Origin of the sequence: Brotaphodocola sp., assembly GCF_050873365.1 — a bacterium.
In the GTDB taxonomy this organism is placed as follows: domain Bacteria; phylum Bacillota; class Clostridia; order Lachnospirales; family Lachnospiraceae; genus Brotaphodocola.
In genome coordinates this window covers 1-21782 of the sequence record NZ_JBNMIQ010000042.1, presented here as the reverse complement: position 1 = coordinate 21782, position 21782 = coordinate 1, and the positions used below count along the sequence as shown (strand labels likewise).

At 47.0% G+C, this 21782-nt stretch carries 18 protein-coding genes; 16 read left to right on the top strand and 2 right to left on the bottom strand.

Features of this window, described 5'->3' with window-relative positions:
* Positions 1-216: 216 nt before the first annotated feature.
* Positions 217-1131 carry a LysR family transcriptional regulator gene (locus tag ACR0QT_RS13675; RefSeq protein ID WP_432631251.1) on the bottom strand — a complete coding sequence of 305 codons (915 nt, stop codon included), beginning with the start codon at positions 1129-1131 and terminating at the stop codon, positions 217-219.
* A gap of 246 nt (positions 1132-1377) precedes the next feature.
* Between ACR0QT_RS13675 and ACR0QT_RS13670 the strand changes: the two genes are divergently transcribed.
* From ACR0QT_RS13670 to ACR0QT_RS13630, 9 genes are all read left to right on the top strand, one after another.
* Positions 1378-2454: a mandelate racemase/muconate lactonizing enzyme family protein gene (locus ACR0QT_RS13670; RefSeq protein ID WP_432631250.1), complete on the top strand. Its 1077-nt coding sequence runs from the start codon at positions 1378-1380 to the stop codon at positions 2452-2454.
* 25 nt (positions 2455-2479) lie between these two features.
* On the top strand, positions 2480-3655 hold the full coding sequence (locus ACR0QT_RS13665; RefSeq protein ID WP_432631249.1) for a mandelate racemase/muconate lactonizing enzyme family protein: 1176 nt from the start codon (positions 2480-2482) through the stop codon (positions 3653-3655).
* Between the two features lie 26 nt (positions 3656-3681).
* The gene (locus tag ACR0QT_RS13660; RefSeq protein WP_432631248.1) at positions 3682-4968 is read left to right on the top strand and encodes an SLC13 family permease; all 1287 of its coding nucleotides are present in this window, start codon (positions 3682-3684) and stop codon (positions 4966-4968) included.
* A 205-nt stretch (positions 4969-5173) separates the two neighbouring features.
* Positions 5174-6838 carry a Na/Pi cotransporter family protein gene (locus ACR0QT_RS13655; protein WP_432631247.1) on the top strand — a complete coding sequence of 555 codons (1665 nt, stop codon included), beginning with the start codon at positions 5174-5176 and terminating at the stop codon, positions 6836-6838.
* A gap of 298 nt (positions 6839-7136) precedes the next feature.
* On the top strand, positions 7137-8168 hold the full coding sequence (gene gap, locus ACR0QT_RS13650) for a type I glyceraldehyde-3-phosphate dehydrogenase (protein WP_432627280.1): 1032 nt from the start codon (positions 7137-7139) through the stop codon (positions 8166-8168).
* A 234-nt stretch (positions 8169-8402) separates the two neighbouring features.
* Positions 8403-9629 carry a phosphoglycerate kinase gene (locus ACR0QT_RS13645; RefSeq protein ID WP_432631246.1) on the top strand — a complete coding sequence of 409 codons (1227 nt, stop codon included), beginning with the start codon at positions 8403-8405 and terminating at the stop codon, positions 9627-9629.
* Positions 9630-9828: 199 nt separating this feature from the next.
* On the top strand, positions 9829-10581 hold the full coding sequence (tpiA, locus tag ACR0QT_RS13640) for a triose-phosphate isomerase (RefSeq protein WP_177977553.1): 753 nt from the start codon (positions 9829-9831) through the stop codon (positions 10579-10581).
* A gap of 470 nt (positions 10582-11051) precedes the next feature.
* Positions 11052-12101, top strand: coding sequence for a sensor histidine kinase (locus tag ACR0QT_RS13635; RefSeq protein ID WP_432631252.1), 1050 nt, complete (start codon positions 11052-11054; stop codon positions 12099-12101).
* Positions 12091-12783: a response regulator gene (locus ACR0QT_RS13630; protein WP_432631245.1), complete on the top strand. Its 693-nt coding sequence runs from the start codon at positions 12091-12093 to the stop codon at positions 12781-12783. Before ACR0QT_RS13635 ends, ACR0QT_RS13630 begins: the two co-directional genes overlap by 11 nt.
* A 47-nt stretch (positions 12784-12830) precedes the next feature.
* Here ACR0QT_RS13630 and ACR0QT_RS13625 read toward each other — a convergent pair whose 3' ends face one another.
* Positions 12831-13886, bottom strand: coding sequence for a hypothetical protein (locus ACR0QT_RS13625; protein WP_432631244.1), 1056 nt, complete (start codon positions 13884-13886; stop codon positions 12831-12833).
* Between the two features lie 280 nt (positions 13887-14166).
* On the opposite strand from ACR0QT_RS13625, the gene ACR0QT_RS13620 reads away from it, so the two are divergent.
* The 7 genes from ACR0QT_RS13620 (at position 14167) to ACR0QT_RS13590 (ending at position 21747) form a co-directional block, all read left to right on the top strand.
* Positions 14167-15108 (top strand): carbohydrate kinase family protein, encoded by a 942-nt coding sequence (locus ACR0QT_RS13620; RefSeq protein WP_432631243.1) that lies wholly within the window; start codon positions 14167-14169, stop codon positions 15106-15108.
* Between the two features lie 144 nt (positions 15109-15252).
* Complete coding sequence (locus tag ACR0QT_RS13615) at positions 15253-15525, top strand: PRC-barrel domain-containing protein (RefSeq protein WP_432631242.1); 273 nt, start codon at positions 15253-15255, stop codon at positions 15523-15525.
* A gap of 326 nt (positions 15526-15851) precedes the next feature.
* Positions 15852-16322, top strand: a complete 471-nt coding sequence (gene nrdR / locus ACR0QT_RS13610; RefSeq protein ID WP_177977559.1) for a transcriptional regulator NrdR — start codon at positions 15852-15854, stop codon at positions 16320-16322.
* 54 nt (positions 16323-16376) lie between these two features.
* On the top strand, positions 16377-16880 hold the full coding sequence (locus ACR0QT_RS13605) for a YqeG family HAD IIIA-type phosphatase (protein WP_432631241.1): 504 nt from the start codon (positions 16377-16379) through the stop codon (positions 16878-16880).
* Between the two features lie 111 nt (positions 16881-16991).
* A complete protein-coding gene (gene efp / locus ACR0QT_RS13600) occupies positions 16992-17549 on the top strand; it encodes an elongation factor P (RefSeq protein WP_177977561.1) in 558 nt (185 codons plus the stop codon).
* A 101-nt stretch (positions 17550-17650) separates the two neighbouring features.
* Positions 17651-19966 (top strand): SF1B family DNA helicase RecD2, encoded by a 2316-nt coding sequence (gene recD2 / locus ACR0QT_RS13595; protein ID WP_432631240.1) that lies wholly within the window; start codon positions 17651-17653, stop codon positions 19964-19966.
* A gap of 278 nt (positions 19967-20244) precedes the next feature.
* Positions 20245-21747, top strand: coding sequence for an N-6 DNA methylase (locus ACR0QT_RS13590; protein WP_432631239.1), 1503 nt, complete (start codon positions 20245-20247; stop codon positions 21745-21747).
* Positions 21748-21782 lie beyond the last annotated feature (35 nt).

Sequence of the window (21782 nt, the reverse complement as noted above, 5' to 3'; positions counted from 1 at the left end):
TAGAGTAAATCTCTTTGGTAAAACGGGCATTGTCAACTGCCCGATGATGTAGGCAGAATGAGGGAGACATCTTGCGATGTCGTTACTACCTATGCTTCTCTGACTTACAAGCTCCCGCTTCTATAAGCGGGAGTAGTTGACTAATATTAGAAAAAGACGACAGTGATAAGAAATTTTAGATCTCTTATCGCTGTCGTCTTTTTCTGTTTTCAGCTTTTAGCATGTAAACACATTCTGATCAATCAGACGGATAAAATCACGGATCAGGAGGGATTTTTTTGAATCTGCTGAATAGGCGGCGCAACAACTGCGGGAGAGAGGCATCCCGGATACCGTCAGATAATCAAGATTTTGATTTTTTTCGAGAAGCTGTGTGCCGGCCACAAGCTGAATTCCCAGTCCCTGAAGTGTCAGCGAAAATCCGGTTTTCTGATTGTTGATGGAGATGATACGAGAAGCCGTTACACCGTGATTTAAAATACAATCACGATAAATCTCATAACTGCCATTTCCGATATCCGGTGCGATGAAGGGACGACCATCCAGTGCTTCAACCGGAATCTCATATGGATGCGAAGGGGAATTTTCGGAACGCGCATCCGGTGGAACCAGACCAAATTTTTTATGTGCACACAGACAAATCGGTTCAGGATCAAATTCATAAACTTCAAAATTCAGCACAGAAGGCGGGAGATGTCCGATGGCGACATCAATTTTACCGTTAATCAGCATATCGCTTTGTCGACTCTCAACAACCTGTACAATTTGAATATTGACATCTGGATGAATGGAACAGAAATCAGGCAGAACCATCGGGAGCCAGTGGGCTCCTCTTACCTGTCCGATTCCAACCAGAAACGTTCTGTTCGGATCAGCGACAAGACGGATGTTATTTCGGAGTTTCTGCTCCATATCTTCTAGTTTCTTCATTTCTTCGATATAGTAAATTCCCGCGGAAGTCAGCGAAATAGGAGTGCGACTGCGGTCAAACAGTTTCACTCCGAGTTCATTTTCCAGACGGTTCAGATAGATGGTTAACGTCGGCTGGGAAACATAGAGCTTGCGGGCTGCCGCGGTGATGTTGCGTTCTTCTGCAATAGCCAGAATGTAATTTAGACGATCTGTCAGCATAACGGGAAGACTCCTTTAAAATTAAAAAGATAGTATATCAGGTATGATTCATAAATATGGACTTGATATTATGATAAATCATCTGGCTTTCTTTTGCAAGCAATAGCCCGGAATGAGAAACGTGATAAAAAAAATTTATGGAAACAAAAGTTGTTTATGACGGGATAAAAATGTGATATTTCACAGTTTTTCAGGCAGGATATATAATTAAATTGTAAGAAATGATAGAACAATGAGGTGGAAAGCATGAAAATTACAGATGTTCGGGTGGAAGCATACCGTTGGCCGAAGGAGAAGCCAATTGCGAATGGTAAGCATATTTATACGCATAATGAGCTGAACCTGCTCATCATTGATACCGATGAGGGAATTACAGGTTATGGATGCAGTTGGGCGATTGAATTTGCGGAGAGTATGGGGAAAGCCATTATCGGGGAAGATCCGCTAAACAATGAACGCTTGTGGCAGAAGACGTATGTTCCCAAATTTATCGGTCGTCGTGGAACAAGTTGCAAGACGGTTTCTGCGATTGATATTGCACTTTGGGATATCAAGGCAAAGGTTGCAGGAATGCCGTTATACCGTCTGTTAGGCGGAGCAAAAGAAAAAGTTCCGTGTTATATTGCAGGCGGTTATTATGCGAAAGATAAGGGGCTGAAAGAACTTCAGCAGGAGATGCTGGAATACAAGAGCTGGGGCGTGAATGCGGTCAAAATGAAGGTTGGAGCACTTTCCATGAAAGAAGATGCAGAGCGCGTAAAAGCAGTGAGGGAAGTCATCGGAGATGACACAAAGCTGATGCTGGATGCAAACTGCGCCTATAAATTCTTTGAGGCGATTGAGTTTTCCAAGATGGTAGAAGAATATCAGCCGTATTGGTTTGAAGAGCCGGTAGATGCGGATGATTACGATGGATATCGCAAGGTTGCAGCGAAGAGCAGAATCCCGCTGGCTGCCGGTGAAAATGAGGTGACGCGTTTTGGATTCCGGGATCTCATTCATACACAGGCGATCAGCATTTTAAATCCGGATGCAGCTTCTCTGGGCGGTGTGACGGAATATATGAAGATTGCAAGCTATGCAGACGCAAACGGTTTGGTTATGAGCCCGCATGGACAGCAACAGCTTCACGTTCATCTGAACTGTGCAGTACCGAATGCTACGATTGCAGAGTTTTACCCTCCGCAATATGACGCAAAAGTATATGAAGCATTTCAGAATCCGGTGATCTTTCACGAAGATGGAACCGTGAGTCCGAGTCAGGCACCGGGAGTAGGTCTTGATATTAATCGGGAACGTCTGGCACCATATCGTGTAAAGTAAGGATCATGTGACAGAAAGGGATAAGATGAAAATTACAGATATCAAAGTTTTGCGTGCAAATCGAGCAGTTTATTGTCAGATTGAAACGGATGAGGGAATTACCGGACTTGGTGAGAGTGGTGCATGGGGATTTTTAGAGGCCTCTGCATCCGCAATTCTGGCATTTAGAGATTATCTGATCGGAAAAGATCCACTTGATATTGAGCACCACTGGCAGTATCTTTACCGTTTCTCTCATTTCAGAGGAGCGGCTGTCATGGGGGCGCTATCCGCGATCGATATTGCGCTCTGGGATCTTGCAGGAAAATTTTATAACGTTCCGGTTTATAAATTGCTGGGTGGAAAATGTCGCGATAAAGTTCGCGTCTATAATCATACGGCAGGACGCACAGAAGAAGAACTTGTAGAAAATGCGATCAAAGGAGTGGAAGAAGGATATACAGCGCTTGGACATCTGAATCCATATCTGGATGAACCGCGCACGATTCCATATCAGGATGGAAACAGTGCGATGCTCTACAAGGCAGAACGACGCATTGCAAAAATTAGAGAAGCCGTTGGAGACGAGGTGGATCTCTGTCTGGAACTCCATCGTCGTCTGGAACCGGGACTTGCAATCCAGCTCAGTTCGCGTCTGGAACCTTATCATGTCATGTTTTTGGAGGATCCGATCCGCCCGGATAATTTTGATGAGATGGGGTGGGTCGCATCAAAATGCCGGATTCCGATTGCTACGGGGGAAAGAATCCATACCGTTCACGAATTTGAAATGTTGCTGGAACGCAGGGCATGCAGTTATGTCCGTGCAAGTCTTGGAGTCTGTGGTGGATTTACAGGTGCAAAGAAGATTGCAGCGGTTGCAGAAGCACATCATGTCAGTCTGGTACCTCATAATCCGTGCAGTCCGGTTATGACAAATGCGGTTCTGAATTTTGCTGCTGCGACAGATAATATTGCGATAACAGAGTATCCCAACCCTTATGCGGCCTCCACGGCAGATCATCTGACGGGAAGTGGAGTAACACTGCGCCAGTGTGATATGGTCAATCATATTCCGGAGCGAAAAGGTGGATATTTGTCGATTCCGGAAGAGCCGGGAATTGGAATAGAGCTGGTTTCCAATATAGAAGAGAAATTTCCGTTTCGTCCGCATCAGCTTATGACGCGCTTGAATGTGGATGGATCAATCTGTGACCAATAATAAGAGATAAATGAAAGGAGATATTTATGAGCGTCTTAACGATCTGTCTGATTATTTTTTTACTGACGGTAATCGGATATTGCTTGAATTTATACAGTCTTGCTACAATTTCTATGATATCTATGGTGGCACTTGTACTGACCGGCTGTCTCTCTCCGAATGATGCACTGGCATATTTTTCAAATAATAATATTATTATGATTGCCGGAATGTGTATTGTAGCTGCCGGATTTAACCGCACGCAGTTCTGCTCGAACATGGCAAACGGAATTGCGAAAATTTCCAAGGGAAGTCTGAAAAAGATGATGCTGGGATATGTACTGATTGGCACAATTCTCAGCCAGTTTATTCAGAGTCCGGCAGTTGTGTTTGGAATTGTGGCTCCAATGCTTCAGGCATCCGCAGAGAGTATGGGGGTAAAGCCGAGTAAAGTAATGTTCCCTCTTGGAGTTGCGACGGTTATCACATGTTGTACGCTTCCGCTTGGTGCAGGTGCAACGATTGCATCCGAGCTGAATGGTTATATTGAAAGTTATGGCTATATGGCCCATACAGTTGGAATCATGGATCCAATGAAAGGACGTCTTCCGCTGTTAATAATCGCAGTCTTGTACTGTGCATTTATCAGTCCGAAATTTGCACCGGATGAGCCGGTTATTCCTACGATAGAGAGTGCACAGACAGCCCAGAAACGTGAAAAACTTCCGGTATTTCAGGAATATGCCGGTATCATTCTCTTTTTCGGAGATGCACTTGCGCTGATGTTTGCTTCCAGACTGGGACTTCCAAACTGGCTGATCTGCGTGACGGGAGCTCTGCTGATGATTGTGTTTGGCGTATTAAAACCGCGTGAAGCGACAGCATCCATTCCGATGAGCATGTTGCTTTTGATTGTGGGAGCCTTGGCAATGTCAGGTGCCCTGAGTGCAACTGGTGCCGGAGAACTGATTGGTTCTCATATCTCTGCAATTGTAAATGCAGTGAATGGAAATTCCTATATTGTGGGCTTGATTTTCTTTATTGTACCGTTTGTGCTTACACAGTTTATGCAAAACCGGGGAGTTATGCTGATTTTTCATCCGATTGCAATTGCAACATGCGCGTCTATCGGCGCAAATCCGGTTGGACTGATGATTTTGATCCAGTCAGCATGCCTGTCTGCGTTTATGACACCAATGGCAACGAGTGCAATTCCTTATATTATGGAATATGGTGGATATGATCAGAAATCTATGATCAAACAATCGTGGTTTTTATCACTGATCTGTTGCGTAGTATCGGTTGGATGGATCATGACAGTATTCCCGCTTTAAAAAATTTCAGAGAACATTCAGAGGAAAAGTTTGAGATACGTTTCCTTTGAATGTTCTTTTTTATGGTTCTTTTTTCAATACCCGGTTGAAAACTGCAAAGTTTCTATGGTATAGTGAAATTGTTGTGGCTGTGAAAAAGAGAGAAAAGAGAGAAAAAATGACAGTCACGGTTTGCTTATTTGCAAACGAGGAGAAAGGGGAAACTATGTCAATCAACGATGTTTCAAACCTGTTTGGCTTTCTGGGCGGACTCGGCATGTTCCTGTACGGCATGAGCATCATGGCGGATGGTATGCAGAAGACGGCAGGAAGCAAAATGAGCAATTTCCTGGGAAAACTGACAAACAACCGTGTGATGGCAATCGCACTTGGTGCGCTGATCACAGCGATCATCCAGAGCAGTGGTGCGACAACGGTCATGGTAGTCGGTTTTGTAAGTGCAGGAGTGCTGAATCTGACGCAGGCAGTCGGTGTCATCATGGGTGCCAATATCGGTACGACGATCACGGCATGGATCGTCTCGATGAGCCAGCTCGGGGACACGATGAAGGTGCTCAACCCGGGATTTTATGCACCATGTATCATCGGAATCGGAGCACTGCTTCTGGTCTTTGCCAAGTCCCAGAAGAAGCATATGGCAGGAGAGATTGCGATCGGTCTTGGATTGCTGTTCATGGGTCTGAGCCTGATGTCCGGATCGATCTCGCCATACACCGATGCGCCGATCTTTGCGCAGGCTTTCGCAGTACTCGGAAAAAATCCGATTCTCGGCATGATTGTCGGTGCGATTGTCACAGCAATTCTTCAGAGTTCATCGGCATCAGTCGGTATTCTCCAGACACTTGCGCTCAACGGCGTCGTGACGACGAGTGCGGCAATCTACATCACGCTCGGTCAGAATATCGGTTCCTGTGTGACCGCGATGCTCTCGAGTATGGGTGGAAGCCGGACCGCAAAGCGTGCGGCAGTGATCCATCTGAGTTTTAATACGATCGGAGCATTGATTTTTGGTATCGGTGGTTTCGTGTGGTTTGCCCTGCGACCGGATATCGGTTTGTCGAATATCACGGCTGTTCAGATTTCCATGTTCCATACGGTGTTTAACCTCGTGAATACGACCGTTCTCTTCCCGTTTGCAAATCAGCTTGTCAAGCTGTCCGGCATGATCGTCAAGGGCGAGGACGAGGAGACAGAGGAGGATGAGGCATCCGCAACGCTCAAGCACCTCGACGAGCGTATTTTCGAGTCTCCGGCATTTGCGGTTGAGACGGCAGCTCTTGAGGTTGTCCATATGGCGCAGATCGCGATGGGAAATGTGAAGACGGCTCTCGATGCAATCCTGACGGAGAATGTCGATGAGATCCAGAGTGTATACAAGACGGAGAAGACTCTGAATAATATGGAAAAATTCCTAACGGAGTATCTGATCAAGGTCGACAATCTGTCACTGACTGAGAAGCAGAAAAAACTCGTCAACAACCTGTTTTACAGTGCGAGTGACATCGAGAGAATCGGTGATCATGCGGAAAACCTTGCAGAGCAGGCAGAATACATGGTGGAGCACAAGCTCGTGTTCTCCGAGACCGGTCTTGACGATTTGAAATCGATCAGTACGAGCGCGATCAAGGCATTCCAGTATGCGATTGAGGCGCGCCAGAACGGAGATATGGATTCCGTGCGAAAAGTAAGCCAGTATGAGGATGATGTGGACAGCCAGGAGGAGGAGATGCGCGAGAAGCACATCGAGCGTCTGACGAAGGGAAACTGCGATCCGTCTGCCGGAATCGTCTTCCTCGACATCATCAGCAATTTGGAGCGTATTTCCGATCATGCCTACAACCTTGCCGGCTATGTGAAGGATGAGATGTAATTTGACCAGATTTTTTTCTGGTTAGAATGTAAAGTTTTGGAAAAAACTATGCTAAAAAAACGTCAAGCTGAGACTTGAATATTCTGAAAAGCAATACAAAACGTCAGGAAACGGCAAAAAAATGTAAAAATTTAAGAAGAAACCTGTGAAAAAGAGTGAGACAAAAGAAAAAAAGTCAACAAGAGTTTTTAAAATGCAAAAAAACCACTTGCTATTTTATAGAGAATTGGGTAGAATAGAGGCAGGTTGATTAGAATTTAACAATCATTAAATTTTTAACAAGCAGGAGGATTTCATCATGGCAGTAAAAGTAGCAATTAATGGTTTTGGCCGTATCGGTCGTCTGGCATTCCGTCAGATGTTTGGAGCAGAGGGTTACGAGGTTGTTGCAATCAACGATTTAACTGATCCGAAGATGCTGGCACACCTGCTGAAGTATGATACCGCTCAGGGTGGATACGCTGGTCACATTGGCGAGGGCAAGCACACCGTTGAGGCGGGAGAAGACTCCATTACCGTAGATGGCAAGAAGATTACGATTTATAAAGAGAAAGACGCAAAGGATCTTCCGTGGGGCGAGATCGGTGTTGACGTAGTTCTGGAGTGCACCGGCTTCTACACCTCCAAGGAGAAGTCTCAGGCTCACATCGACGCTGGCGCTAAGAAGGTAGTTATCTCCGCTCCGGCTGGTAACGATCTGAAGACCATCGTTTACAGCGTAAACGAGAAGACCCTGACCGCTGACGATACCATCATTTCCGCAGCATCCTGCACCACCAACTGCCTGGCTCCGATGGCAAAGGCTCTGAATGACTACGCTCCGATCCAGTCCGGTATCATGAGCACCATTCACGCTTACACCGGCGACCAGATGATTCTGGATGGCCCGCACAGAAAGGGTGATCTGAGAAGAGCAAGAGCAGGCGCTGCAAACATCGTTCCGAACTCCACCGGCGCAGCTAAGGCAATCGGCCTGGTTATCCCGGAGCTGAACGGCAAGCTGATCGGTTCTGCACAGCGTGTTCCGGTTCCGACCGGTTCTACCACCATCCTGACCGCTGTTGTTAAGGGTGCAGACGTAACCAAGGAAGGCATCAATGCAGCAATGAAGGCAGCAGCTAGCGAGTCCTTCGGCTACAACGAGGATCCGATCGTTTCTTCCGATGTTATCGGTATGAAGTACGGTTCTCTGTTCGATGCAACTCAGACCATGGTTTCCAAGATTGCAGACGATCTGTACGAGGTTCAGGTTGTTTCATGGTATGATAACGAGAACTCTTACACCAGCCAGATGGTTCGTACCATCAAGTACTTCGCAGAGCTGGCTTAATTTCACCGACGCAGACTGAGCAGACGGACAGGCATGAACATGAGAAATGTCTGAAGTTTGCCTGAGTGCAGGAGAAATCAAAGAAGACTCATCAAGGGGTCCGGTCTCAGAGAGGGCCGGACCTCTTTTTGCTTCATGGGAGAAAGGCGAATCCTGTGACAGGAACGCGCGGATTCTGTGAGACGGATGAGACAGAATAGTTCATTTTTTGAAATGGAAGGAGCGACATCTGCTATGTTAAATAAGAAGAGTGTTGACGATTTAAAGAATGTAAAAGGTAAGAGAGTCCTGGTTCGTTGCGATTTCAACGTACCGTTAAAGAATGGTGAGATCACCGATGAGACCCGTATCGTGGCAGCTCTGCCGACGATCAACAAGCTGATCGGCGAGGGCGCAAAGGTTATCCTGTGCTCCCATCTCGGAAAAGTTAAGAATGGCCCGAACGAGGGTGAGTCCTTAGCACCGGTTGCAAAGCGTCTGTCTGAGAAGCTGGGCAAGGAAGTTGTTTTCGTTTCCGATTACCATGTAACCGGCGAGGCAGCTACCGAGGCAGTTGCAAAGATGAACGAGGGCGATGTTGTTCTGCTTCAGAACACCCGTTTCCGTGGCGCTGAGGAGACCAAGAACGGCGAGGAGTTCAGCAAGGAGCTGGCTGATCTGGCTGACGATTATGTATGCGATGCATTCGGTTCTTCCCACCGTGCACATGCTTCTGTTGCAGGCGTTACCAAGTACATCACCGAGAAGGGTGGTACCAATGCAGTTGGTTACCTGATGCAGAAAGAGATCGACTTCCTGGGTAATGCAGTTGAGAATCCGGTTCGTCCGTTCGTTGCAATCCTGGGCGGTGCTAAGGTTGCTGATAAGCTGAACGTAATCTCCAACCTGCTTGAGAAGTGCGACACCCTGATCATCGGTGGTGGTATGGCATTCACCTTCTTAAAGGCTGAGGGCAAGAACGTTGGTAAGTCTCTCGTAGACGACACCAAGCTTGACTACTGCAAGGAGATGATGGAGAAGGCTGAGAAGCTCGGCAAGAAGCTCCTGCTCCCGGTTGACGCTGTTACCGCTGGCGCATTCCCGGACCCGATCGATGGACCGATCGAGGTTGAGGTAGTATCTGCTGATGGCATCGCTGAGGACAAGATGGGTCTGGATATCGGACCGAAGACCGCAGAGATGTATGCAGAGGCTGTTAAGACTGCAAAGACCGTTGTATGGAACGGACCGATGGGCGTATTCGAGAACCCGACTCTGGCAAAGGGCACGATCGCAGTCGCAGAGGCTCTGGCAGAGACCGATGCAACCACCATCATCGGTGGTGGTGATTCCGCAGCAGCTGTTAACCAGCTTGGATTCGCAGACAAGATGAGCCACATCTCTACCGGTGGCGGTGCATCCCTGGAGTTCTTAGAGGGTAAGACCCTTCCGGGCGTAGCAGCAGCTGACGATAAGGAATAATAAAAACGAATAAATAAAAGATGCTTTTGGAGTCTCATCTGGATTTGGGGCGTTGAGCGGGAAAAATATGTTTCAATATGTTTGGATGCATGTTTCTCGTTCACTCCCTGGAGGCAGGGAGACTCTGAATGCGTATAGTGGGGAAACAACAAGGGATCCCACAAAAGGGACCCAAAAGGAACTAAAGGAGAAGAAAATCATGGGAAGAAAGAAAATTGTTGCAGGTAACTGGAAAATGAACATGACTCCGAGCGAGGCAGTTGCTCTGATCGATACCTTAAAGCCGTTAGTAAAGAATGATGACGTAGATGTTGTATTCTGCGTTCCGGCAATCGACATCATTCCGGCAATCGAGGCTGCAAAGGGAAGCAACATTCAGATCGGCGCTGAGAATATGTACTTCGAGGAGAAGGGTGCATACACCGGCGAGATTTCCCCGAACATGCTGACCGATGCAGGCGTTAAGTATGTCATCATCGGACATTCCGAGAGAAGAGAGTACTTCGCTGAGACCGATGAGACCGTAAACAAGAAGGTTCTCAAGGCATTTGAGCATGGTCTGACCCCGATCATCTGCTGTGGAGAGACCTTAACTCAGAGAGAGCAGGGCATCACGATCGACTGGATTCGCCAGCAGATCAAGATTGCTTTCCTGAACGTAACCGCAGATCAGGCTAAGACGGCTGTCATCGCTTACGAGCCGATCTGGGCAATCGGAACCGGTAAGGTTGCAACGACCGAGCAGGCTCAGGAAGTTTGCTCCGCAATCCGTGCATGCATCGGAGAAATCTACGATGAGGCAACCGCAGAGGCAATCCGCATCCAGTACGGCGGTTCTGTATCTGCAAAGAGCGCACCGGAGCTGTTCGCACAGGCAGACATCGATGGCGGTCTTGTAGGTGGCGCATCTCTGAAGCCAGACTTCGGCGCAATCGTAAATTATAACAAATAATTTATTTACACTTGTTTTTCCGTGTAGTAAAATTCAAGGGGCAGGAGGAATCCTGCCCCGATTTTGTTTTTATAGGAAATGACTGGGCTGGGGATAGCTTCAACAAGTACGGCTTCAACAGCGCAATAAGTCCTGCAAACGCGCTCTCGCTCCGGGTTCGACGTAGCGGTGCGTAAGAGCGCAAAGTACGCGCTCTAAGCACCAACGTCTCACACGGGTTTGCAGTGACTTTTTCGCTGTGAAGCCTGAGAATGATAGAGAATAAAAAGAATAAGAAATAAGAGATTTAGTTGCGGAATAGTAGATAAAGACGGAGATTTTCTTTGTGTACAGGAGAGGGGGAGTTTGTTATCGCTGATTTGAGTAAAAATAATAAGACTAAGACACAAAATACGGGATCGGATATAGGGACTGGTGAGAAGAAACGAATCAGTGAGAAAAAGAAACGCTACTGGCAGTATGCGAAGAACATGGGAGTCGTGTTTTTCTTTATGTCGATTGCGACGCTCGGTGCTCTTGCGTTTCTTCATTTTGGACGGAATGATGCGAGTGTATCGATCATCTATGTGCTTGCCGTGATGTTTACGGCGCGCTGTACGACCGGATATGTGGCTGGAATTGTCGCCTCCCTGCTCGGCGTGTTCTGTGTAAATTTTGCGTTTACCTATCCATATATGAGTCTGAACTTTTCGATTGATGGCTATCTCGTGACGTTTGGTGGAATGATGATTATTTCCTCGATCACGAGCGTGACGACGACCCAGCTGAAAGAGAAAAATAAGATCTTAAAAGAGCGTGACAAGATGCTTCTCGAGGCGGAGAAGGAGACAATGAGAGCGAACCTTCTGCGTGCGGTTTCTCATGATCTTCGGACCCCGCTGACCGGAATGATCGGAATGACGAATGCCTATCTCGAGGGCGGAGATCACATGTCGGAGAGTGAGAAGCGGGAGATGGTCGCGAATATCCGGGAAGATGCAAATTGGCTCTTGAATATGGTTGAAAATCTGCTCACCGTCACGCGAATTCAGGTGGGAGATACCAAGGTGAACACAAACCCGGAACCGCTTGAAGAAGTGGTCTCCGAGGCAATGATGCGTTTTCGCCGCCGTTTGCCGAAGGCGAAGGTGCGCGTCAGTGTTCCGGATGAATTTCTGATGGTTCCGATGGATGCGATGCTGATTGAGCAGGTGATCATCAATCTGCTTGAGAATGCGGTTTACCATTCCGGTGTCGAGGATGAGATCGAATTTCGGGTGACGAAGGAAGGGGAAAATGCCGTTTTCCACATTCGCGATTTTGGAAAGGGAATCGATCCGGCGCGGTTGGACACGATTTTTGACGGTGTTGGAATCGATAAGAATGGCAGTGGAGATTCGCACAAAGGAATGGGAATCGGACTGACGATCTGTAAGACGATCATCACCGCGCATCACGGCACAATCTGTGCAGTAAACCATGATCGGGGAGCTGAATTTATTTTTACATTACCGCTTGGGGAGGAAAAAGATGAACAATAAGCCAACGATTTTGATTATTGAAGACGAAAAGACGATTGGAAGCTACATAGAAACAATTGTGACTTCAAATGGATACAAGGCACTCTGTGCACAGAATGGAGTGTCAGGACTCTCGCTGTGCACCTCTCATCATCCGGATCTGATTCTTCTCGATCTGGGACTGCCGGATATCGACGGAATGGATGTTCTTCGCAAAGTCAGAGAATTTGCCTCGATTCCGGTGATCGTGATTTCTGCGCGTACTCTGGAGCGGGAGAAGGTGAGCGCGCTCGATGCAGGCGCAGATGACTACATCACGAAACCGTTTGGATCGGAGGAACTTCTTGCGAGAATCCGGACTGCCCTGCGCCACAGCGTTCAGTCTGCTGACAAACCTCGTGCAGTTGTCTATGAGAGCGACGGGCTTCGGATTGATTTTGATAAGCGTCTCGTGACCCTCGATGGAAATGAGGTACATCTGACTCAGATTGAGTACAAACTTGTCTCCCTGCTCGCGCAGAACGCAGGAAAGGTTCTGACCTACGATCTGATTCTCAAGGAGATCTGGGGGCCTTATGCCGACACCGATAACCAGATTTTGCGCGTAAATATGGCAAACATCCGCAGAAAACTCGAGAAAAATCCGGCAGAACCGCATTACATCAACACGGAGATCGGCGTGGGATACCGCATGCGGGAATAATCCAGGCGAATGAATGGAGGGCAGGAGGGCAGATAAATTCCGCAAAATCAACTGCCCTGCTGTCCGGCATTGATGATTTTCCACGCGCCGGATTTGCTTGAGCGCGCGATGCTGACGGTGTGAAATGAATTTCCCGTGCGTCGATCCTGAACCGTTGTGATCTTATAGATGATCAGGTTTCCGGGACCATACTCCGCCTCGATTCCGGCGTTGTGATAGAGCGCAAAGTCGCCGTCGAGCGGGTAGATCTGGTCGACGCCTTCCCCGTCAGAAGCAGATTCGTTGAAATAGGACTGGGCGAGATCCTCGGTCTCGTTTAGCTCTTTTTCGGTCAAGGCCTCGATGTAGGAGGGGGCATCCTCGGAGAGTGAGGCGAGTGCCTCGGTTTCCATCGTAAAGTATTCGGGCGGAAGTTCGTCTGCAAGCTCAGACGGGATCATATTGATCGCATTTCTCTCGGCTTCGGAGAGAGAGTCATAGAAATGCAACCATTTGAGGGTGTCTTTCGAGACATCCTTTTTCTTTTTGTAAATGCCCTCGTACTCGATCGTGTCATCCGCGAGAAAGAGCATGTACTGTCCGTTTAAGCGAACTGCGACAGCTCCGTCATGGAGAAGAATGCAGGGAGCTCCGAGACATGAAAAATTCGCCTCCCCGTTTTTTGAGGGGCGCTCACTGCTTCCGACAATGTGAGTGATCGAGAGCGTCGCGTGCTTGCCGTTTAAGTGAGCCTTGCGCCCCGTCGCACTCAGGCAGGTCTCCTCGAGGTAGACCATCTGGGAAGAAGCACTCGAATCATCTGGATTATCGGAGAAAGTTGTCTCAGTGCCCGAAATCCGGTCGCCAGACTGATTTTGTGCTGGACTTTGGAGCAAGTTTTGTGGTTGATCCTGAGATTGATTGGTATTTTGGTTTTGGTTTTGACTTTGATTCTGATTCTGGCGCTGTCTGTCGGTAGAATGTCTGTGTTGTGAATTTGAAAAATGCCCTGCATGAGCTTGTCCCGAGGTGGTCGAGGAAACCTCAGAGGAGAAGCTCTGGCATCCGGTCAGAAGGATTCCAAGAGTCAGAATCGTTATGATAAGCGTTAAAAATCTGCGCATAAAATCGTACACTCCTTTTCGTTAGTGTTATTATATCAAACTGTGACCGGAAAAGATTTAAGATATCCGAAAGATTTGCGGAAATCCTCTGGTCAAAAGCAAGAAAATCTGCTATCATCACTGTGTTATGCGAAAAATAGCGTAAAAACGCGGAAAAATATAGGTAAAGAGATGTTGCGGTTGATGCAGGAATTTAATTTTAATGTACTAATGTATAAACAGTAACAAAAATAAAAATATACGCGAAACGCAAAAGAAAGGGAAACAGGTAAGTTTAAAAATGGCAGGAAGTAAAAATGGAATCGTAGTTCTCGGAGCAGTATTTGTGGATATCAAGGGATTTCCGGAGGATATCTACATTCCGGACGGCAGAAATGCTGGCCGTGTCGAGTACATTCACGGCGGAGTCAGCAGAAATGTCGTGGAGGATATCGCAAATATGGAGCTGAGACCGACATTCCTTGGCATTGTCGATGATTCTGCGCTCGGTGAGGCAGTTATTCGCAAATTAAAGAATCACAAGGTAAATACAGAGTATATGAAGACGATCCCGAACGGAATGGGAACCTGGCTGGCAGTCTTTGACAACAGCGGAGATTTGGCTGGATCGATTTCCCAGCGCCCGGACTTAATGCCGATTCTGTCGATTCTCGAGGAGCACGGAGATGAGATCATCGAGAACTGTGATTCTGTGATTCTGGAAGTCGATATCGACAAGGAGATCGTCAAGAAAGTGGTTCAGCTTTGCGAGAAGTACGACAAGAAGCTCTATGGTGTAGTCAGCAACATGAGCATTGCGGTGGAGCGTCGGGACTTCCTCAAGAGCTTTGACTGCTTTATCTGTAACCAGCTTGAGGCAGGAATCTTCTTTGCAGATGATTACAGCGAGAAGACCCCGCAGGAGCTTTGCGATATTCTCACAGAGCGCCTGAAAGTCGCAAAGATTCCGTCTATGATTGTGACGATGGGAGCCCAGGGTTCCGTCTATGCGGATGATCAGGGACACCGCGGATATTGCCCGGTACAGAAGGTGACCGTAAAGGATACGACAGGTGCAGGCGACGCATTCTGTGCAGGTGCGGCAAGCGCGCTGACCTACGGAAAGACGCTCGCTGAGGCAGTGGAGATCGGAACGAGACTTTCTGCATCTGTTATCACCTCCTCCGAGAATGTCTGCCCGCGTTTCCAGCCGGAGGAGTTCGGCATCAGCGCTGAGAGATAATAAGAGAGAAAGAAAAATAAAGAAAAACAAAGAAAGACAAAGAGAGAAAAAGAGTAGGCGACGAAAGATCCATGATTCGCGCTATTTGGGAATCACCGAAAATTGGGATTGCGCATAGAATACACCAGAAATGAGGTGGGTTCTATGCGCTTTTCTGACCTAAAACGAAAGGAAGTCGTCAATATCTGTGACTGCAAACGGCTCGGATTTGTCGGGGATCTCGACTTTGATCCGAAGACCGGATGCATCAAACATCTGATTGTTCCGGAGGCGGGATGCATCTGTGGAATCTTTGGACATGAGAAGGAATATGTGATTCCATTTGAAGATGTCAAACAGATTGGGGATGATTTGATCCTTGTGGAGATGAAGAAGCCAAAAGATGCGGAAAAACCGTGCAAAGATGGGAAAAAGTGACGGAAATAAAGGAAAAATTGCTTGCATATCCATGCATGGTCATGTAAAATGAAGCTATTCAAAAAGTATTCAAAAAAGAGAAAAAACTTGTAAAGAAGAAAGAAAATAAGAAGAAACATTGTTGAGAAGAAAGATAAGAGAAAATAAGATAGTTACTGCACACGGGTAGGCATTTTCTGAACTGAAAATGCCGTATGATACAGTGATGGTAGCAGATTTTGCCGATTTGGAATGCGAAGCATCGGCAAAATCCGTTGCTGTTTGCGCAACGCGTGAACAGTAACACTGGTGAAAATCCGAGAGACGAAAGAGAGGGGAGACAATCAGTGAAATGTCCATTTTGTGGCGCTGCCGATACGAAGGTCATTGATTCAAGACCGGCGGATGACAATAGTTCGATCCGCCGTCGCCGTCAGTGCGAGACTTGCGGAAAGCGCTTTACGACTTATGAGAAATTAGAAACCATGCCACTTATGGTGATCAAGAAAGACCGCTCGCGGGAAGAATATGACCGCTCCAAAATTGAGGCAGGGATTGTCAATTCCTGTCATAAGCGTCCTGTGTCGACCCAGCAGATCAATGCGGCGATCGATGAGATTGAGAATCAGATTTTCAACATGGAAGAGAAGGAAGTGGAGACTTCCGTGATCGGGGAGCTTGTGATGGCAAGACTCCAGAAACTCGATGAGGTTGCCTATGTGAGATTCGCGTCCGTTTACCGGGAATTTAAAGATGTGAATACTTTCATGGAAGAGCTGGGAAAACTGTTAAAGAAGCAGGAAGTACAGGATAAGTAGCAAAGTAGCAGTACAAGGTACTGTGTGAACAGGAACATAGAATAGGGGAAGAGCATGCTGGAACATTTTTATCCAAAAGAGTGGGTCGACAGCACCTACGAGATTGACTGGGAATCGTGGTACGAGAAGGGAATTCGTGGCGCGGTCTTTGATATTGACAATACCCTTGTTCCTCATGGTGCCCCCGCGGATGACCGGGCGATCGCGTTGTTTTCGCGCCTGCATGCGATGGGAATGAAGACCTGTCTGCTCTCAAACAACAAGGAGCCGAGAGTCAAATCGTTTGCCGATCAGGTGGATTCCCCGTATATTTACAAGGCGGGAAAGCCGTCGGTGAAGAATTACCGGAAGGCGATGGAGCGGATGGGAACCGATGAGAAGAACACGATCTTTGTCGGCGATCAGCTTTTTACGGATGTGTACGGGGCAAACCGCAGTGGGATTTATGGGATTCTTGTCAAACCGATCAATCCGAAAGAGGAGATTCAGATCGTGCTGAAACGGTATCTCGAGGCGATCGTACTTTATTTTTACAGGAAAAGTCTAAAAAAGGCTTGATTGACGGGGAAAATCGGGGATGCGCGAAAAAAAACAGTTGAAAAAACAAGCTGTTTATTATAAAATAAGATAGATTATGAGCGAGTACGCAAATTCAAGGAGGAATATCACATGATTTCAGCAGGTGATTTTAGAAACGGAATTACCCTGGATATGGATGGAGCTGTTTATCAGATCGTAGAGTTCCAGCATGTAAAACCGGGTAAGGGCGCTGCATTTGTAAGAACCAAAATTAAGAACGTTATGACCGGAGCAGTTGTAGAGAGAACTTTCCGTCCGACCGAGAAGTTCCCGGCTGCAAGAATTGACCGTGTAGATATGCAGTATCTGTACGAGGATGGCGATCTGTACAACTTCATGAACATGGAGAACTATGAGCAGATGGCTCTGGCTAAGGACGTAATCGGCGATGCTCTGAAGTTCGTGAAAGAGAACGAGACCGTTAAGATCTGCTCTTACAACGGCAAGGTATTCTCTGTTGAGCCTCCGCTGTTCGTAGAGCTGGAGATCACCAACACCGAGCCGGGCTTCAAGGGTGATACCGCACAGGGCGCAACCAAGCCGGCTACCGTAGAGACTGGTGCTACCGTATATGTACCGCTGTTCGTAGACAACGGAGACAAGATCAAGATCGATACCCGTACTGGCGAGTATCTGTCCAGAGTTTAATGAAAATTTGATTTCATGCAAAAAGACCCTTTGGGAGACAGGCTGTTTTCCGAAGGGTCTTTTTTGTAAAGATAAATCGGGGTGAATGAGGGATTTTGCTTATGGGAGAGAATGGAGAGAGATCAAGAACGATGCGGATTCGCGGTGTCGTGGAGCGGATTACCTACCAGAATCCGGAAAATGGCTACACGGTCTTAAAGTGCGCGGTCAAGAATTACGCAGATCTTGTGACTGTCGTCGGAAATCTTCTCGATGTCAATGTCGGTTCGGTTCTTTTAGTTGATGGAAATTGGAAGATTGACAGCCGGTATGGGCGACAGTTTTTGGCAGAGAGCTGGGAAGAGACGATGCCTGCGACCGTTTTCGGGATTGAGAAATATCTCGGTTCTGGTCTGATCAAGGGAGTCGGACCCAAGTTTGCAAAGCGGATCGTGCAGAAGTTTGGAACAGAGACGATAGAGGTCATTGAGAGTGATGAGAAACGCCTGCTGGAAGTGGAGGGGATTGGCAAGAAGCGAATCCAGATGATTCATGAGAGCTGGGAGAAGCAGAAGGAGATCAAGAATATCATGCTGTTTCTTCAGGATCACGGAGTCAGCACGGCATTTGCGGGGAAGATCTACCGCCAGTACGGAAATGAGAGCATCCAGATCGTGAAAGAAAATCCGTTTCGTCTTGCGGATGACATCTGGGGAATCGGGTTTCGGACTGCGGATGGGATCGCGCAGAAACTGGGATTTGAGAAGGATGATTTTGCGCGAATCCGGAGTGGAATTATGTATACGCTCAGCGCACTCGCAGATGAAGGTCATGTCTATGCGGAGCGGGAACAGTTGATCAAGAAGGCAGTGGAGCTTCTCGAGGCGGATGAGGCGTGCATTTCCGAGGTGATCGGGAAGATGCGGGAGAATAAGGATTTGATCTGCGAAGCGTGGAGAGAGGAAAATGGGGATCTTACAAGGGGAGATTTGGCGGATTTGAAGGAAGCGATCTATCTTCCACCATTTTATTATGCGGAGACAGGTGTCGCATCGAGACTTCGGCGCCTGATTCAGACTCCGGCTCAGGATCGTCTGTGGACATCTCTGATGCAGGCAAGGCAGAAGACAGGAAACCAAGATCTCTCCGTTGATGTCAAAAAGATTCAGGAGCGCGTTCATATGGAGTACGATGAGGTGCAGACCGAGGCGATTCGCCAGTCGGCAATCTCGAAAGTCATGGTGCTCACGGGTGGACCGGGAACCGGAAAGACGACGACAACGCAGGGAATCATCACGGCATTTCAGTCATTTGGATTGAAGATTCTGCTTGCAGCACCGACGGGGCGGGCGGCAAAGCGAATGACCGAGGCGACCGGACTTGAGGCGAAGACGATTCACCGGCTTTTGGAGTGCAAACCGCCGGAAGGCTACCAGAAAAATGAGGAGAATCCGCTGGAAGGTGATGTGCTGATTGTCGATGAGTGCTCGATGATCGACATCGTGTTGATGAACTCGCTGTTGAAGGCGATTCCGCTTGGGATGCGTCTGATTCTCGTCGGAGATATTGACCAGCTTCCGTCTGTCGGAGCGGGAAATGTCCTGCGCGACATTATGGATTCAGGGACTGTTCCGGTGATCCGCCTGACGCGAATTTTCCGACAGGCACTCAGCAGTCGAATTATCACGAATGCACACCGGATCAATCAGGGACAGATGCCTGACCTCTCAAATGGAGCGGACACGGATTTCTTCTTCACATCGAAGGAAGATCCGGAGGAGGCAGCGGAAGAGATTGTGAAGCTCGTCAAGATAAAGTTGCCGAGATATTATGCAGTTGCGCCGTCACAGATCCAGGTGCTCACGCCGATGCAACGCGGTGTCGTCGGAGCGGGAAAATTAAATCTGATGCTTCAGGAAGCCCTAAATCCGCAGGGGGATCAGCTTTTCCGAAGCGGATATGCCTACCGCGTCAATGACAAGGTGATGCAGATCCGAAACAATTATGAGAAAGAAGTCTTCAACGGGGATATCGGACTCGTTGTGTCTGTGGATATGCAGAACAGGGTGCTCAGCGTGGATTTTGATGGGCGGATTGTCTCGTATGAGTCGACGGAACTGGATGAGATCGTGCATGCCTATGCGACGACAATCCATAAGGCGCAGGGATCGGAATATCCGATTGTGGTTATGCCGGTGCTGATGAGCCATTTTGTGATGCTCCAGCGAAATCTGATCTACACCGGAATCACCCGCGCAAAGAAGGTGCTCGTGATTGTCGGCACGAAGAAAGCGCTGGCATACGCAGTACGAAATGTGACCGTCACAAAACGTAATACGCATTTGAAGATGCGGTTGCGGGAGAGCGGGGAGAATGCGGGAAATGTAGGATCAGGGGATCCGTTTGGAGAGTTTGAGGAAAACTGGAACTTCGAGTAGGTTGTTTGGCTTATTGGAGTTTTCTATTTATTTTATTTAGGGCGCAGTGGCAGGCAGGAGAAGTCCATGCGAACTCGTTCTCACTCCGGGTTCGCATTGGATTCCCTGCCACCCCTGCGCCCGCTGAGCTGATTTGGCAATATTAAAGTGTGATGTTTTATTTTGATTGCGTAAAAAACATTAAAAAAAATTAACAATGAAAAGAAAAATAATGGTAAAATGAATTTGATTTGCTCCAAAAGAGATTATAGATGAAGTACGAGAAAGGGCACAGTTAGATGGTAACAGGAGAACTGAAAAGTAAGATTGATAGTTTATGGGAAATTTTCTGGACAGGTGGATTGACGAATCCGTTAGATGTAATTGAGCAGATGACGTATTTGATGTTCATTCATGATTTGGATGAAACAGATAACCGTCATGCGAAAGAAGCATTGATGTTGGGATTGCCGTATACAAGTGTTTTTAGCGAGAGTGTTCAGATTGGTGATCGTGTAGTAAATGGCAATCAGCTGAAATGGAGTATATTCCATGATTTTCCGGCAACACAGATGTATACAACTATGCAGGAGATGGTTTTTCCATTTATAAAAAATCTCCACGGAGATAAAGACAGCGCATATGCAAAATATATGGGCGATGCAATTTTTAAGATTCCAACTGCATTGATGTTAGATAAGATTGTAAATGCTATGGATGGAATTTACGAACAGGTAGCACAGTTGAAAGATATGGATGCTCGTGGTGATATTTATGAGTATCTTCTTTCAAAATTAGCAACCGCAGGTGTAAATGGTCAGTTCCGTACTCCGAGACATATTATCAAAATGATTGTTGAGCTGATGCAACCGAAAGCAGATGATGTGATTTGTGATCCTGCTTGTGGTACAGCGGGCTTTCTTGTAGAAGCAGGTGATTATTTAAGAAAAAATCATAAGCAGGAAGTGCTCTTAAAGAAAGAGAATAAAGATCATTATATGAATCACATGTTCCATGGATTTGATATGGATCGAACCATGCTTCGTATCGCTGCGATGAACATGATGACACATGGAGTGGAGAATCCGTCGATCGAGTATCGTGACAGTTTAAGTGATCAGAATTCAGATAAAGAGAAGTATAGCTTAATTTTAGCAAATCCTCCTTTCAAGGGCAGTCTGGATTATGATATTGTATCCGCAGATTTGCTGAAAGTATGCAAAACGAAAAAGACAGAATTACTGTTCTTGACGCTCTTTTTGAGAATGCTTAAAGTGGGCGGAAGATGCGCATGTATCGTTCCGGATGGTGTGTTATTTGGCTCTTCCACAGCGCATAAAGCAATTCGTAAGGAAATTATTGAAAATAACAGACTGGAAGCAGTCATTTCCATGCCGTCTGGTGTGTTTAAACCGTATGCAGGAGTTTCCACTGCTATTTTGATTTTCACAAAGACAGGACACGGTGGAACAGATAAAGTCTGGTTTTACGATATGAAGGCAGACGGACGTAGCTTGGATGATAAGCGAAACGAGATTGAAGAAAATGATATTCCGGATATTATTGCACGCTTCCATAACTTAGACGCAGAAGCGGATAGAGAGCGTACCGAGCAGAGTTTCTTCGTTCCCAAAGAGGAGATTGTTGAAAATAGTTACGAGCTTTCTATTAACAAATATAAGAAAGTCGAGTATGTTCCAGTTGAGTATCCTTCAACTGAAGAGATCATGACTGATTTACGAGAACTAGAAGCAAAGATAAGTGAAGAAATGGAAGCATTATCACAGCTTTTGGGGCTGTAATAATGCTATTTGGAAAAATTAAATTCGGATTTGTA

Bases quoted from the DNA above. Each gene is read 5' to 3' on its own strand.
- ACR0QT_RS13660 (WP_432631248.1), top strand. From the start codon at position 3,682: ATGAGCGTCTTAACGATCTGTCTGATTATTTTTTTACTGACGGTAATC.
- ACR0QT_RS13605 (WP_432631241.1), top strand. From the start codon at position 16,377: ATGCTGGAACATTTTTATCCAAAAGAGTGGGTCGACAGCACCTACGAG.
- ACR0QT_RS13635 (WP_432631252.1), top strand. From the start codon at position 11,052: ATGGGAGTCGTGTTTTTCTTTATGTCGATTGCGACGCTCGGTGCTCTT.
- ACR0QT_RS13625 (WP_432631244.1), bottom strand. From the start codon at position 13,886: ATGCGCAGATTTTTAACGCTTATCATAACGATTCTGACTCTTGGAATC.
- ACR0QT_RS13590 (WP_432631239.1), top strand. From the start codon at position 20,245: ATGGTAACAGGAGAACTGAAAAGTAAGATTGATAGTTTATGGGAAATT.
- tpiA (WP_177977553.1), top strand. From the start codon at position 9,829: ATGGGAAGAAAGAAAATTGTTGCAGGTAACTGGAAAATGAACATGACT.
- ACR0QT_RS13630 (WP_432631245.1), top strand. From the start codon at position 12,091: ATGAACAATAAGCCAACGATTTTGATTATTGAAGACGAAAAGACGATT.
- ACR0QT_RS13615 (WP_432631242.1), top strand. From the start codon at position 15,253: ATGCGCTTTTCTGACCTAAAACGAAAGGAAGTCGTCAATATCTGTGAC.
- ACR0QT_RS13665 (WP_432631249.1), top strand. From the start codon at position 2,480: ATGAAAATTACAGATATCAAAGTTTTGCGTGCAAATCGAGCAGTTTAT.
- recD2 (WP_432631240.1), top strand. From the start codon at position 17,651: ATGGGAGAGAATGGAGAGAGATCAAGAACGATGCGGATTCGCGGTGTC.
- ACR0QT_RS13670 (WP_432631250.1), top strand. From the start codon at position 1,378: ATGAAAATTACAGATGTTCGGGTGGAAGCATACCGTTGGCCGAAGGAG.
- ACR0QT_RS13620 (WP_432631243.1), top strand. From the start codon at position 14,167: ATGGCAGGAAGTAAAAATGGAATCGTAGTTCTCGGAGCAGTATTTGTG.
- ACR0QT_RS13655 (WP_432631247.1), top strand. From the start codon at position 5,174: ATGTCAATCAACGATGTTTCAAACCTGTTTGGCTTTCTGGGCGGACTC.
- ACR0QT_RS13645 (WP_432631246.1), top strand. From the start codon at position 8,403: ATGTTAAATAAGAAGAGTGTTGACGATTTAAAGAATGTAAAAGGTAAG.
- efp (WP_177977561.1), top strand. From the start codon at position 16,992: ATGATTTCAGCAGGTGATTTTAGAAACGGAATTACCCTGGATATGGAT.
- gap (WP_432627280.1), top strand. From the start codon at position 7,137: ATGGCAGTAAAAGTAGCAATTAATGGTTTTGGCCGTATCGGTCGTCTG.
- ACR0QT_RS13675 (WP_432631251.1), bottom strand. From the start codon at position 1,131: ATGCTGACAGATCGTCTAAATTACATTCTGGCTATTGCAGAAGAACGC.